12 protein-coding genes and 1 pseudogene are annotated in these 12,809 nt (G+C 70.8%); 5 read left to right on the top strand and 8 right to left on the bottom strand.

What is annotated here, in order from left to right; genetic code table 11:
• Positions 1 to 64 precede the first annotated feature (64 nt).
• Positions 65 to 814 carry an SDR family oxidoreductase gene (locus tag ACSU6L_RS12555; protein WP_437056385.1) on the bottom strand — a complete coding sequence of 250 codons (750 nt, stop codon included), beginning with the start codon at positions 812 to 814 and terminating at the stop codon, positions 65 to 67.
• Positions 815 to 911: 97 nt separating this feature from the next.
• Between ACSU6L_RS12555 and ACSU6L_RS12550 the strand changes: the two genes are divergently transcribed.
• Together ACSU6L_RS12550 and ACSU6L_RS12545 are read left to right on the top strand one after the other, a co-directional pair.
• Positions 912 to 1,565 carry a TetR/AcrR family transcriptional regulator gene (locus ACSU6L_RS12550; protein ID WP_437056383.1) on the top strand — a complete coding sequence of 218 codons (654 nt, stop codon included), beginning with the start codon at positions 912 to 914 and terminating at the stop codon, positions 1,563 to 1,565.
• A gap of 440 nt (positions 1,566 to 2,005) precedes the next feature.
• Entirely contained in the window at positions 2,006 to 3,472 is a 1,467-nt protein-coding gene (locus ACSU6L_RS12545; RefSeq protein ID WP_437064858.1) for a sensor histidine kinase, read from the top strand.
• 227 nt (positions 3,473 to 3,699) lie between these two features.
• Here ACSU6L_RS12545 and ACSU6L_RS12540 read toward each other — a convergent pair whose 3' ends face one another.
• Both ACSU6L_RS12540 and ACSU6L_RS12535 read right to left on the bottom strand, forming a co-directional pair.
• On the bottom strand, positions 3,700 to 3,957 hold the full coding sequence (locus ACSU6L_RS12540) for a WhiB family transcriptional regulator (RefSeq protein ID WP_003992873.1): 258 nt from the start codon (positions 3,955 to 3,957) through the stop codon (positions 3,700 to 3,702).
• 318 nt (positions 3,958 to 4,275) lie between these two features.
• A complete protein-coding gene (locus tag ACSU6L_RS12535; RefSeq protein ID WP_437056381.1) occupies positions 4,276 to 5,244 on the bottom strand; it encodes a diacylglycerol/lipid kinase family protein in 969 nt (322 codons plus the stop codon).
• A gap of 169 nt (positions 5,245 to 5,413) precedes the next feature.
• Between ACSU6L_RS12535 and ACSU6L_RS12530 the strand changes: the two genes are divergently transcribed.
• Entirely contained in the window at positions 5,414 to 5,860 is a 447-nt protein-coding gene (locus ACSU6L_RS12530; protein WP_437056379.1) for a hypothetical protein, read from the top strand.
• A 19-nt stretch (positions 5,861 to 5,879) separates the two neighbouring features.
• Here the strand turns inward: ACSU6L_RS12530 and ACSU6L_RS12525 are convergent, their stop codons facing one another.
• The 3 genes from ACSU6L_RS12525 to ACSU6L_RS12515 form a co-directional block, all read right to left on the bottom strand.
• On the bottom strand, positions 5,880 to 7,010 hold the full coding sequence (locus ACSU6L_RS12525; RefSeq protein ID WP_437056377.1) for an RNA polymerase sigma factor SigF: 1,131 nt from the start codon (positions 7,008 to 7,010) through the stop codon (positions 5,880 to 5,882).
• A 17-nt stretch (positions 7,011 to 7,027) separates the two neighbouring features.
• Positions 7,028 to 7,441, bottom strand: coding sequence for an anti-sigma factor (locus tag ACSU6L_RS12520; RefSeq protein ID WP_015657891.1), 414 nt, complete (start codon positions 7,439 to 7,441; stop codon positions 7,028 to 7,030).
• 275 nt (positions 7,442 to 7,716) lie between these two features.
• Entirely contained in the window at positions 7,717 to 7,977 is a 261-nt protein-coding gene (locus ACSU6L_RS12515) for a UBP-type zinc finger domain-containing protein (protein WP_437056375.1), read from the bottom strand.
• A gap of 61 nt (positions 7,978 to 8,038) precedes the next feature.
• Between ACSU6L_RS12515 and ACSU6L_RS12510 the strand changes: the two genes are divergently transcribed.
• Both ACSU6L_RS12510 and ACSU6L_RS12505 read left to right on the top strand, forming a co-directional pair.
• On the top strand, positions 8,039 to 9,634 hold the full coding sequence (locus ACSU6L_RS12510; RefSeq protein ID WP_437056373.1) for a Na+/H+ antiporter: 1,596 nt from the start codon (positions 8,039 to 8,041) through the stop codon (positions 9,632 to 9,634).
• 105 nt (positions 9,635 to 9,739) lie between these two features.
• Positions 9,740 to 10,948: pseudogene (locus ACSU6L_RS12505) on the top strand (TIR domain-containing protein); the annotation flags it as partial.
• 19 nt (positions 10,949 to 10,967) lie between these two features.
• Here ACSU6L_RS12505 and ACSU6L_RS12500 read toward each other — a convergent pair.
• Positions 10,968 to 11,864: a 1-aminocyclopropane-1-carboxylate deaminase/D-cysteine desulfhydrase gene (locus ACSU6L_RS12500; protein WP_437056371.1), complete on the bottom strand. Its 897-nt coding sequence runs from the start codon at positions 11,862 to 11,864 to the stop codon at positions 10,968 to 10,970.
• Between the two features lie 57 nt (positions 11,865 to 11,921).
• Entirely contained in the window at positions 11,922 to 12,512 is a 591-nt protein-coding gene (locus ACSU6L_RS12495) for an N-acetylmuramoyl-L-alanine amidase (protein ID WP_437056369.1), read from the bottom strand.
• Positions 12,513 to 12,809: the final 297 nt, after the last annotated feature.

Here is a 12,809-nt window from a genome sequence, read left to right as displayed (position 1 = left end):
GACGGGGTCGCCCCGAGCCCCGGTCCGACGGGAAGCCCCCGGCTCAGCATGGCGAGCCCCCAGCTCAGCTCAGCGAGCCGCCCGTCACGTCCACCCAGCTCCCCGTGATCCACCGGCCCTCGTCGGAGGCCAGGAAGGCCACCACGTCGGCCACGTCCGCCGGTACTCCCACCCGCCCCAGCGCGGATATCGCCGCGGCCTGCGCCCGGCCGTCCTCCGTGCTCAGGAACTCGGCCGTGTTGTCGGTGTCGATGATGCCCGGCGCCACCGAGTTCACCGTGATGCCCCGGGGTCCGAGCACCTTGGACAGATCCCGGGTGAAGACGTCCAGCGCGCCCTTCGTCATCGCGTAGGCCATCTTGTCCGGCATCACGGCGGTCCGAGCCAGGCCCGAGGAGACATTGATGACCCGGCCGCCGTCGCGGAGCCGGCCGAGGCCGTGCCGGACGATGAAGTGGGGTGCCTTCACGTTCACCGCGAAGACCCGGTCGTACTCCTCCTCGTCGATCTTCTCCAGCGGGGACGCCGTGCCGATCCCGGCGTTGTTCACGATGATGTCCACCCCGTCGGCATGCCGGTCGAACTCGGCCCACAGCGCCTCGGCGTCCCCGGGCCGGCCCAGCTCGACGCCGATCGTGAAGGCGGAGCCGCCCGCAGCCTCGATCGCCGTGACCGTCTCCCTCGCCGCCGCCTCGCTGCTGCCGTAGTGCACCGCGACCCGGGCCCCGTCGCGCCCCAGCCGCTCGGCGATCCCGCGCCCGATCCCCCTGCTCGCCCCCGTGACGAGTGCCGTCCTGCCGCTCAGCGCGCCCATGTCGACGCCCCCTTCGCAATTAACTAGCGGTCGTTACACAAATGACCGTAGAGCACGGCTCTGTTGTTTGTCTAGTGCTCGCTATAAAATGAACTCCATGGCGACCGAGCAGGACTCCGAGACACGGGCGGGAGCGCGGGCCGCGGGGCCCGCCGCCCGGCAGCGCGGCCGTGGCCGGCCTCGCTCCTTCGACCGGGAGACCGCCCTGGAGAAGGCGATCATGGCCTTCTGGGAGCACGGCTACGAGGCCACCTCCGTCTCCGACCTCACCCGTGTCATGGGCATCGGTGCCCCCAGCCTCTACTCGGCCTTCGGCGACAAGCGGGCGTTGTTCGAGGAGGCCGTGGAGGTGTACGGCGTGCGGTACGGCTCCTTCACCGGGCGTGCCCTCGCCGAGGAGCCCACGGCCCGGGCCGCCGTGGAGCGTGTGCTGCGCGAGGCCGCCGTCGAGTACACCGTCCCCGGCCGCCCGCACGGCTGCCTCGTCGTCCACGCGGCGACCAACTGCACCAGCCCTGAGGTGGAGCAGTTCCTGCGGGACCGGCGCAACGCCGGCATCGCGGCCTTCGAAAGCCGTATAAAGGCGGACATCGCCTCGGGCGAGCTGCCGCCGGACACGGACGCGGCGGCGCTCGCCAGGCACACCGGAGCCATGATCCAGGGCATGTCCCAGCAGGCTCGCGACGGCGCGAACCGGGCGGAACTCGAAGCGCTCGCCGAAATTGCCATGGCCATCTGGCCCCGTAGGTGACCGGGGCGGGTTAGGCTGCGAAGCGCCGATAACGTACGGCGGCCCCGCGCCGCACGGTCTTTCGACAAAAACAGTCTCCGACGCATGGACACGCGGAGTGGTCTAGTCCACAATCGTAGGCGCCTCGCTGTGCATCCGTAGCCTCCATGCGAGGGGAACAAGCCTCCGTCTTCCCCGCACAGGAAGACGGACCGAGGAACCGGAGCTCTCTGCCCTGACTGCCCCGGCTCCTCATCCTTCGGCCGACCGGGACCGCACACCCCACGGCCGTTGTTGCTCCGGGCTGCGGTGCCGGGAGGGTTGAGGGTCCCTCCCAGGCGCCGCGGCCCGCGGGTGTTCTCCGGGCCCGCGCCGGCCCTCCGGGCGTGCGGGGACCGGACCGGGAGTCACGTATTTCAGCGCCGTCCGAAGCCCCAGGTACGCTCGCACACGTGCCCTCCATGAACGAACTGGTCCGCCAGCACACCGCCCTCGACGACTCCGACCTCGAGTGGCTGCATCTGCTGGTCTCGGAGTGGCAGCTGCTCTCCGACCTGTCCTTCGCCGACCTCGTCCTCTGGGTCCCCACCCGCGACGGCACCCGCTATGTCTCCGTGGCCCAGATGCGGCCCAACACCGGCCCCACCTCCTACCAGGACGACATGGTCGGCCACCTGGTCCCGCGCGGCCGCCGCCCCATGCTGGACGTCGCGCTCGACGAGGGCCGCATCGTGCGCGAGGGCGACCCGGAGTGGCGTGAGGAGGTCCCCGTACGGGTCGAGTCGATCCCCGTACGGCGGGAGGGCCGCGTCCTCGGCGTCATCGCCCGCAACACCAACCTGCTCACCGTGCGCACCCCGAGCCGCCTGGAGCTGACCTACCTCCAGTCCGCCTCGGACCTCGCCCAGATGATCGCGGCCGGCGCGTTCCCCTTCGCCAACCAGCAGGTCGACATGGACGCCTCGCCCCGTGTGGGCGACGGACTGATCCGGCTCGACGCGGACGGCATCGTCCAGTACGCCTCCCCGAACGCTCTCTCCGCCTACCACCGCATGGGCCTCGCCGCCGACCTCGTCGGCCACCACCTCGGCCGCACCACCGCCGAACTCGCCCCCACCCGCGGGCCGGTCGACGAGGCGCTCGCCAAGGTCGCCAGCGGCTGGGCGCCCCGCGAGTTCGAGATCGAGGCCAACGACGGCGTCATCCAGTTCCGGGCGATCCCGCTCAAGCCCAAGGGCACCCGCATCGGTTCGCTGGTCCTCCTCCGGGACGTCACCGAACTGCGCCGCCGCGAGCGCGAGTTGATCACCAAGGACGCCACCATCCGGGAGATCCACCACCGGGTGAAGAACAACCTCCAGACGGTGGCCGCGCTGCTGCGCCTCCAGGCCCGGCGGATCGAGTCCGAACGCGGCCGCGCGGCGCTCGAGGAGGCGGTGCGCCGGGTCGGGTCGATCGCCATCGTGCACGAGACGCTGTCCCAGAACCTGGACGAGCGCGTGGAGTTCGACGAGATCGCCGACCGGGTGCTCGCCATGGTCGCCGAGATCTCGCCCGGCAAGGTCACCGGCCGGCGCACCGGCCGCTTCGGCATCCTCGACGCCGAGGTCGCGACCCCGCTGTCCATGGTGCTGACCGAGGTGCTGCAGAACGCCCTGGAGCACGGCTTCCGCGAGGGCGACACCGGAACCGTCGAGGTGTCGGCCGTCCGCGGCGGTACGACGAAGGAGGCGCGCCTCCTGGTCACCGTCCAGGACGACGGGGTGGGGCTGCCCGAGGGCTTCGACCCGCACACCTCCGGCAATCTCGGCCTGCAGATCGTACGGACGCTGGTGGAGGGCGAGTTGGGCGGCAGCTTCGACATGGTCCCGGCACCGGAGCGGGGCACCCAGGTGATCCTCGACATCCCGGTGCGGGCGCAGAAATAGTCCGTTTCGCGAAACAGTCCGTCCCGCGAAGTAGTCCGTCCCCCAGAAGCAGTCCGCCCCGGAAAAGCAAAGAGCCCCGGACCTTGGTCGGTCCGAGGCTAGTGCTCGCTGCTGCTCTGCTCGTTTGCTAAGCGCATCGGGGTACTGCGCGCTGCGTGCTCGGGGGCGGGAGTTGCGTACTCGCTGTACGCGCCGCCAAGCTCAGGCTGTCAGCGGGGTGGGTGATGTCAGGCGGAAGCCTGACGAGCCCGGTTGCGGGCGGCGCGGCGCTTCATCGCGCGGCGCTCGTCCTCGCTGAGACCACCCCAGACGCCGGAGTCCTGACCGGACTCGAGCGCCCACTGCAGACACTGCTCGATCACCGGGCAGCGACGGCAGACGGCCTTGGCTTCCTCGATCTGCAGCAGCGCAGGACCGGTGTTGCCGATGGGGAAGAAGAGCTCGGGGTCTTCCTCGCGGCAAACGGCGTTGTGACGCCAGTCCATGGCTGCTACCTCTCCTTGGTATTACGTGCAGGTTGCTTGTGAATGTGAACGCTTTCACGAATCCCTCAACAAGTGAAGGGCCGACCGCCAGGTTTCCTGGCGTGGTCCTTGGTTTGGAGAGGGGTTCCGGTGATCTGTGGAGGCCGGTCTTGCGGGCCGTCCCGATCGCCACGTAGAGACTCGCAAACCTCAGCGGCGGATACAACCCCTTCCGGAAAGTTTTTTTTGATTCCTCGGTGTCGACTAGGTCACAGCCGTACTTCCATGGGGTGGATCCTGGCCTAAACGTTCGAGTGAAAGGACTTCAGCCCTTTCTGCTCACACAATCACACGCAGTGCACGGCGTACGCCTGTGAACGTCACGCTCGTACGCAGCCCCAGGTGGTCACCGTCCATCTGAAGGGGGAGAGGGACCTTCGAATGCAAGGTGAACCGGGTCAGGTCGTGCAGTGAGACGGCATGCTTCCCCTTGGGGCCGCGCTCGGGGGACGAAGTGAGCAACTGGGTGCCATACCGGGCAACCGCGGCCGTGGACAGACGGCTGAGACCGAATACGTCGAGGCCGGTGTCGAACGACGCCTTAGGAGACGCATACATGGGGCGATTGCCGAGGAACGTCCACGGGGCGGTGTTCGAGACTATGGACAGCACAAGATCCGTCGCCAGTTCCTCGCCGTCCTGCTCCAGCGTGATCGTCCCGCGCCGGCGGTGAGGCTCGCCGAGCAGCTGGCGCACCACCTGGCGGACGTACAGCGCGTGCGTGGACTTCTTGCCGAGCTCCCGCTGCTGCTCGACCCGGCCGACCACGCCCGCGTCGAAGCCCAGCCCAGCGTTGAAGGTGAACCAGCGGGACGGGACGGCCTCGTCGTCGGTGCCGGGGGTCCCCGAGGTGAGGCCCAGCCCGACGGTCCGCTCGCTGCCCTCGCGGAGGGCGTCCAGCAGAGCGCCGGTCGCCTCCACGGCGTCGTTGGGCAGACCCAGGGCGCGGGCGAAGACATTGGTGGAGCCGCCGGGCACCACGGCCAGGCCGGGCAGGTGATCCGGGTCCGGGCCGTCGTGCAGCAGTCCGTTGACCACCTCGTTGACCGTGCCGTCGCCGCCGAGGGCCACGACCAGTTCGATGTCCTCGCTCTGCGCCGCCTGCCGGCCGAGGTCACGGGCGTGACCGCGGTACTCGGTGGTGACCGCCTCCAGCTTCATCTCGCTCGCGAGCGCGTGGATCAGCACATCGCGCGTACGTGCGCTTGTGGTGGTTGCCGCCGGATTGACCACGAGAAGTGCACGCATGGATGGCAGCGTACCTACTGGGGGGTACCGGGCCCAGACCGGACCGAAGATCGGGCCGAGTTCCAGGCGTGAACCTCGACACGGGCGCGGGCGTGGTAAGACGGGCGCGCGCCCGTCGGCTCCCGCCCCGCACCCGAGGCCGTCCCGCCCCGGCCGCTACCCTGCAGGGGTGAGCTCTGCGCAGAACCCCAGCCCCGAAGCCGCCGAAGAGGCGGGCCCCCGCCCTGTCCGGCTGATCGCCGCCGCGGCGCTGGCCGCGCTGGAGGGCCTGGCACTGGTGGTCGGCGGTGTCTGGATCCTCGTCCTCGGGCTGACCGGCGAGCCGGACGACCGGCAGCAGGCCGTCACCGGAGGCATCACCCTGATCGTGCTCGCGCTGCTCCCGCTGCTCGCCGCCCGGGGCCTGCTGGCCCGGCGCAGCTGGAGCCGCGGTCCCGCCGTGATCACGCAGCTGATGGCGCTGCCCGTGGCCTACAACCTGCTCCAGGCCGACAGCATGGCCATCCCGGCGGGCATCGCGCTGGCCGTCGTCGCAGTCGCCGCGCTGGTCCTGCTGATCAACGCCGAGACGACCCGGGCCCTCGGCATCCGCGGGCCCGGCAACGCCGAGAAGTAACCGCCCTCGGTCACTCCTCTCACTCCTCCACGAGCAGCTTCTCCCGCAGCTGCGCCAGCGTGCGCGCCAGCAGCCGCGAGACGTGCATCTGCGAGATGCCGACCTCCTGCGCGATCTGCGACTGGGTCATGTTGCCGAAGAACCGCAGCAGCAGGATCCGCTTCTCGCGCGGAGGCAGATCCTCCAGCAGCGGCTTGAGCGACTCGCGGTACTCGACGCCCTCCAGCGCCTCGTCCTCCGCCCCCAGCGTGTCCGCGACCGCCGGGGACTCGTCGTCGGTGTCGGGGACGTCCAGGGACAGCGTGGAGTACGCGTTGGCGGACTCCAGGCCCTCCAGGACCTCCTCCTCCGAGATCGACAGCTTCTCGGCCAGCTCGTGGACCGTGGGGGAGCGGCCGTGCAGCTGCGACAGCTCGGCCGTCGCCGTGGTCAGCGAGAGCCGCAGCTCCTGCAGCCGGCGCGGCACCCGCACCGCCCAGCCCTTGTCCCGGAAGTGCCGCTTGATCTCGCCGACGACCGTCGGGGTGGCGTACGTCGAGAACTCCACGCCGCGGTCCGGGTCGAACCGGTCGACCGACTTGATCAGCCCGATGGTGGCGACCTGCGTCAGGTCGTCCAGCGGCTCGCCCCGGTTGCGGAAGCGGCGCGCGAGGTGCTCGACGAGCGGCAGGTGCATCCGGACCAGCCGGTTGCGCAGCTCCGCGTACTCCGGGCTGCCCTGGCTCAGGCCGCGCAGCTCGACGAACAGGGCGCGCGCCCCGCTGCGGTCCTGAGGGTCGTGGGGCGCGGCAGGCGTGTGCCGGGCGCTCGCCGCGTCGTCCTCGGAATTTCGCTCGTGCTCGCTCATCGTCCCGCCCGTCGCCCTTCCCCGAGCCCTCGCCTCGGCCCGGACAGGGAAGCCCCCGTTCCGCCGCTCCGGAGGCGCGCCCTGCACGGCATCGTCCCGATCCCGCCGGCCGTCACCGGGGAAGTCCGCCGACGGGGAGTCCTCCTCCGGGTGCGGCCGGGCCTGCTCGGGGATGCCGTCGATGCCGTCCGTCATGCGTCGGGCACCGCCCTGGCCGCCCGGACCCGCCGGACCGCCCGGTCCGCCCGGTCCGCCCGTGCCCTCGGCCGGCAGCTCCCGTGTGCCGCGCTCTTCGTCCCGCACCGGCCCGTCCCCGTTCCTCACGCCGGCCCGGGTCCCGCGCCGCGCTGTTTGTAGAGGCTGATCGAAACGGTCTTGTCGTCGTCCACGGCGGAGGAGACCTTGCCCGCGAGGGCGGACAGGACGGTCCAGGCGAAGGTGTCGCGCGAAGGGGCGTGACCGTCCGTGGTCGGCGCGGAGACGGTGACCTCCAGCGAGTCGTCGACGAGCCGGAAGACGCAACTGAGCACCGAGCCGGGCACGGCCTGCTGAAGCAGGATCGCGCAGGCCTCGTCCACCGCGATGCGCAGGTCCTCGATCTCGTCCAGGGTGAAGTCCAAACGGGCCGCGAGGCCGGCCGTGGCCGTCCGCAGCACCGACAGGTAGGCACCCGCAGCCGGCAGCCGGACTTCGACGAAGTCCTGGGTCGCGGGCTCGCCTGCGATCTGGGACACCCTCACCTCCAAGGTGGTACAAGCTCTACGGGGCCGAGGGTCGCCCCCCGGGGTAACGCGATGTGTGGTTCAGCGGTGACGCTACCGCGCTCTCGATTTTCCTGTCCTCGGGACCCCAACCCCCTGCTGTCACTCATAGTAAACACATGAACACGCACAGTGGCTAGAGGGTGGGCGGTCCCAATTCGGAACAGGGGGCGCCGGGTTGACGTACCCCGGCGTCAGACGCTCGAACCGTCCGGATCCGACCCTCCGGATCCGGCGTCACGAGCAGGTCACACGAGCACGTGGTCGACGAAGCACCAACGCCAATTCTCACCCGGTTCGTACGTGCGCATCACCGGATGCCCCGACTTCTCATGGTGATCGGTCGCGTGCCGCCCCGGCGAGGAGTCGCAGCAGCCGACGTGACCGCAGGTGAGGCACAGCCGCAGCTGCACCGGGTGCGTACCCGCCGCCAGACACTCCGTACACGTCTCGCTCAGCGCGGACGGTTCCGGGTGCGGCAGCGCGTCGGCATGCGTGCACTGTTTCATGATTGCCAGATTACGACGGGTGTGCGGATGACCGCGCGGAATACGAGGGCTGGCGAGAACCATGAACGTGATGCCACTGCTGTTGCTGGTGGCCGGCAGTGCCGCTGTCGCCGCGGCCGGACGCCGCACCCCGGTACCGGCCCCGCTGCTGCTGGTCGCGGCCGGGCTGGCGGTGTCGTACATCCCCGGCGTCCCCGACTACACCCTCGACCCGCACATCGTCCTGCCGCTCCTGCTGCCCCCGCTGCTGCACACCGCGGCCACCGACAGCTCCTACCTGGATCTGCGCGCCCAACTGCGGCCGGTCGCCCTGCTCTCCGTCGGATACGTGCTCTTCGCGACCGTCGCCGTCGGCTGGGCCGCCTACCTGCTCGTCCCCGGGCTGCCGCTCACCGCCGCCCTGGTGCTGGGCGCGGTGGTGGCGCCCCCGGACGCCGTCGCCGCCACCGCGATCGCCCGCCGCGTGGGGCTGCCGTCAAGGATCACCACCATCCTCCAGGGCGAGTCCCTGGTGAACGACGCCACCGCGATCACCGCCTACCGCGTGGCTGTCGCCGCGGCCGTCGGCGAGGCCACTTCCTGGGCCGGCGGAATCGGTGAGTTCCTGATCGCGGCGGTCGGCGGCATCGGCATCGGACTGGTGCTGATGGTGCCGATCCACTGGCTGCGCACCCACCTCAAGGAAGCGCTGCTGCAGAACACGCTCTCCCTGCTGATCCCGTTCGTGGCGTACGGCGTCGCCGAGCAGGTGCACGCCTCCGGAGTCCTGGCGGTCGTGGTCGTCGCCCTCTATCTCGGCCACCGCGCGTGGGAGGTCGATTTCGCCACCCGCCTCCAGGAGGACGCGGTGTGGAAGATGGTCGCCTTCGTCCTGGAGTCCTCGGTCTTCGCGCTGATCGGACTCCAGCTGCCGGTGGTCCTGCGGGGGCTCGGGGAGTACGAGGGCGCCGACGCCGCCTGGTACGCGGTCGCCGTCTTCCTCGTCGTCGTCGTCACCAGGTTCGTCTGGGTCTACCCGGCGACCTTCCTGCCCCGCCTGCTGTCCGCGCGGATCCGCAAACGCGAGGACAACCCCACGTGGAAGGGGGCGTTCATCATCTCCTGGGCCGGGATGCGCGGCGTGGTCTCCCTGGCCATCGCCTTCTCCATCCCGCAGACCATCCACGGCGGCGAGGACTTCCCCGGCCGCAACCTGATCCTCTTCCTGACCTTCACCACCGTCATCGGCACCCTCGTCGTCCAGGGCCTCACCCTGCCGCCCCTGATCGGCCTGCTGCACCTGCCCGGCCGCGACGCGCAGGCCGAGACCCTGGCCGAGGCCAACGCCCAGGCACAGGCCTCCCGCGCGGCCGAACAGCGCCTCGACGAACTCCTCACCGACGAACGCAACGCCCTCCCCGAACCGCTCGCCGACCGGCTGCGCTCCGTCCTGGAGCGCCGCCGCAACGCCGTGTGGGAACGCCTCGGCCAGCCCAACCCCATCACCGGCGAGACCGCCGACGACACCTACCGCCGGCTCGCGCGGGAGATGATCGGCGCCGAGCGCGAGGTCTTCGTGAAGCTGCGCGACCTGCGCTACATCGACGACGAGATGCTGCGGACGCTGCTGCGCCGGCTGGACCTGGAGGAAGCGGCGGCGTACCGCGAGACGACGTGATGAGATGCCACCGAGCGTTGTCAGTGCGAGGGGGGATCATTGACCGCACACGCACCGACCGCAGACGCGGGACGCGGCGACGACCACGGTGACTCGGGGGGCTCGATGGCCGACACCACTCAGCGGTACTTCATCAGTTACGCGGGCGTGGACCGCACCTGGGCCGAATGGGTGGGCTACCACCTGGAGCGGAACGGCCACCAGGTCATGCTCGACGTGTGGGACTGGCGCACAGGCGACGACTTCGTGCAGCGCATGGAGGAAGGGCTGCGGCAGGCCGACGCGGTCGTGGCGCTCTTCTCCAAGTCGTACTTCGAGGCGGGCCGCTGGACCAACGAGGAGTGGACCGCCGTCGTCGCCCGCCGCGACCGCATCATCCCGCTCGCCGTCGAACCCCTCACCAACCACGACGTCCCCGCGATGCTCGCCACCCGGGTCCGCAAGGACCTCCACGGACTCGACGAGGAAGGCGCGCTCGCGGCGCTGCTGGCCGCGGTCGACGGGGGCGGACGGCCGAGCGGCCCGCCCCCGTTCCCGGGCGCCGCCGCGCCGGCCCCGCCCGGTCCGCCGGAGACCGGCACGGCCGACGGGGCCAGACCCCGGCTGCCGGACAGCACCAAGCGCGCCGACGTGTGGAACGTACGCCGGAAGAACGCCGACTTCTCCGGCCGGGAGGCAGTGCTCGTCGAGCTGCGGGAGGGACTGCTCGCCGGCCGCGACACCGCCGTGTACGCGCTGCACGGCCCCGGCGGCATAGGCAAGAGCCAGATCGCCCTGGAGTACGCCCACCGCTTCGCCGACCAGTACGACCTGGTGTGGTGGATCGACGCCGAACAGGCCGACCGGCTGCCCGTCCACTACACCGAACTGGCGGACCGGGTCGGCATCGCCGACCCCGAGGCCGGCGCGGAGCACAACGCCCGTACGCTGCTGCGGCATCTGCGCGACCGGTCATGCTGGCTGATCGTCCTCGACAACGCCGAGAACCCCCGGCAGATCGAGAACTGGCTCCCCGAAGGGCCCGGCCACGTCGTGATCACCTCCCGCAACCCCGACTGGCGCGACATCGCTCACCCGCTCGCCCTGGACGTCTTCACCCGCGAGGAATCCCTCGCCTACCTGGACAAGCGCATCCCCGGCATCCCCGAGTCACAGGCCCGCGCCCTCGCCCAGGACCTCGGCGACCTGCCGCCGGCCCTCGCCCAGGCCGCCGGCGTGATCGGCAACGGCATGACCGTGGACCGCTGTCGCCGGCTGCTGACGGAGAGCACCGGGCGCATCCTCGAACAGGGCGAGGTGCCCGGTCAGACCGCGAGTCCCGACGGAAGTCCCGCTAGCGGGAACCCGTGATCACAGCCGCCACCACCGTCCCCGGCGCGAACGCGCCCTCGTCCGCCAGGGCGACGAGTCCGTACAGCATCTTGGCGACATAGAGACGTTCCACACCCATCCCGTGCCGCTCCTCGAACTCCTCTGCGAACGCGTGGAGTTCGGGTGTGGTGCGGGCGTACCCCCCGAAGTGGAACCGCTCGTCGAGCCACCACTCGCCCCGCGGCCCACCGAACGCCCGCTCCTGCAAGTCCCGTATCTCGTCGCCGAGAAAGCCCCCTTTGAGTACCGGTACCCCCAGTACCCGCTGCTCAGGCGCCACCCCGGCGGCCAGCCCCGCCAGCGTGCCCCCGGTCCCGCAGGCCAGCGCCACCACGTCCGCCCGACCGCGCAGCTCCTCGCCCAGGGCCTGGCAGCCGTGGACGGCGAGGGCGTTGCTGCCGCCCTCGGGGACGACGTAGGCGTCCTCGGCGTCGGCCGCGCGCAGGACGTGCGCGAGGGCGGCCGGATCCTTCTTCCGGCGATACGTCGACCTGTCGATGAAGTGCAGCCGCATGCCGTCGGCCGCACAGCGGGCCAGTGACGGGTTGAGGGGACGGCCGGCCAGTTCCTCGCCGCGGACCACGCCGACCGTGGGCACGCCGAGCAGGCGGCCCGCGGCGGCGGTGGCGCGCAGATGGTTGGAGTACGCGCCGCCGAAGGTGACGATCGGCCGGCCGTCCGCCGCAGCGAGGTTGGGCGCGAGTTTGCGCCACTTGTTGCCGACGAGGTCGGGATGGATGAGGTCGTCGCGCTTGAGGAGCAGACGAACGCCATGGCGGGCGAACCGGTCGTCCCGTACCTCCCGCAGGGGAGAGGGGAGCCTCGGTTTCAGTGCGGCGAGGGCGTCGTTGCTGGTCACGGCACCATTGTCACCCTGCCGGGCGGCCCCGCCACCGGCCGCCCGCACCGCGCCGTCTCACTTCAGCCGGTCCCGGACTCGCTCCCGCATCGACGTCATGGTGAAGCCGCGCGGGTCCACCTTCCCGGGCTGCCACTCCTTGTGCCCGATGACCGACCGCTCCGTCCATCCGTGGTGGCGGCAGACCGCCGCGGCGGCCCGTTCGATGGCCTCCAGCTGGGCCGCGGGCCAGGGGTCCTCGCCGTCGCCGAGGTTCTCGCACTCGAAGCCGTAGAAGTGGCGGTTCCCGTCGGTGTTCGTCTCGTTGTCGTGCGGCAGCGCCTTCTCCGCGATCACCGCGCGCAGCACGTCGTCGTCGCCCGGGCCGGCGTGGTTGGCCCGGCCGTAGCCGACGAGGTGGACGGTGCCGTCCTTGGTGATGACGCCGTGGCACAGCGGACCGGGCAGGTCCTCGTAGCCGTTCCGGCACACCTCCACGGTGTGCGCGCTGCCCTCGGTCACGGTGTGATGGATCATCACGCCGTGGACGGGACCCCACGGCCCCTTGTGGTTGCGGTTGTGGTGCCGCCAGTCGCCCACTTCGACGACCGTGACGCCTTCCGCCCGCAGGACTTCCAGGAACCGGTCCGCGGACATCGGTGAGGCCATGCGAGCCCCCTTCGTGCTGCGTGACGGCCGCCCGTCGCGACCGCCCATATCGCTGCTTGTACCGAATCGTGACGGTGCGAAATCATCCGTTCGCACAGCGTGCGAGTCGATCCGGACAGCGCGCTTCCGGCGGCGCGCGCCCGCGTGAAATCCCGGGGCGGGGCGTGCGCGAGGTCCTATGGGTGCCCAGGGCGCGGTGATCCATTCCCGCTCTTTCGGGTAATAGCACGAGCACGTTGCGTGATGGAAGGCTGGTACCGAGATCGGTGCCGGCGGCAGATGGCCGCAGGGCATGAC

Origin of the sequence: Streptomyces sp. enrichment culture, assembly GCF_964272855.1 — a bacterium.
GTDB lineage: Bacteria > Actinomycetota > Actinomycetes > Streptomycetales > Streptomycetaceae > Streptomyces.
Note: the sequence above shows the minus strand (reverse complement) of the source record. Positions and strands in the feature narration are given on the sequence as shown.

Coding starts and splice junctions, on each gene's coding strand:
- ACSU6L_RS12515 (WP_437056375.1), bottom strand. CDS start 7,977: ATGAAACAGTGCACGCATGCCGACGCGCTGCCGCACCCGGAACCGTCC.
- ACSU6L_RS12555 (WP_437056385.1), bottom strand. CDS start 814: ATGGGCGCGCTGAGCGGCAGGACGGCACTCGTCACGGGGGCGAGCAGG.
- ACSU6L_RS12545 (WP_437064858.1), top strand. CDS start 2,006: ATGAACGAACTGGTCCGCCAGCACACCGCCCTCGACGACTCCGACCTC.
- ACSU6L_RS12510 (WP_437056373.1), top strand. CDS start 8,039: ATGAACGTGATGCCACTGCTGTTGCTGGTGGCCGGCAGTGCCGCTGTC.
- ACSU6L_RS12550 (WP_437056383.1), top strand. CDS start 912: ATGGCGACCGAGCAGGACTCCGAGACACGGGCGGGAGCGCGGGCCGCG.
- ACSU6L_RS12535 (WP_437056381.1), bottom strand. CDS start 5,244: ATGCGTGCACTTCTCGTGGTCAATCCGGCGGCAACCACCACAAGCGCA.
- ACSU6L_RS12495 (WP_437056369.1), bottom strand. CDS start 12,512: ATGGCCTCACCGATGTCCGCGGACCGGTTCCTGGAAGTCCTGCGGGCG.
- ACSU6L_RS12540 (WP_003992873.1), bottom strand. CDS start 3,957: ATGGACTGGCGTCACAACGCCGTTTGCCGCGAGGAAGACCCCGAGCTC.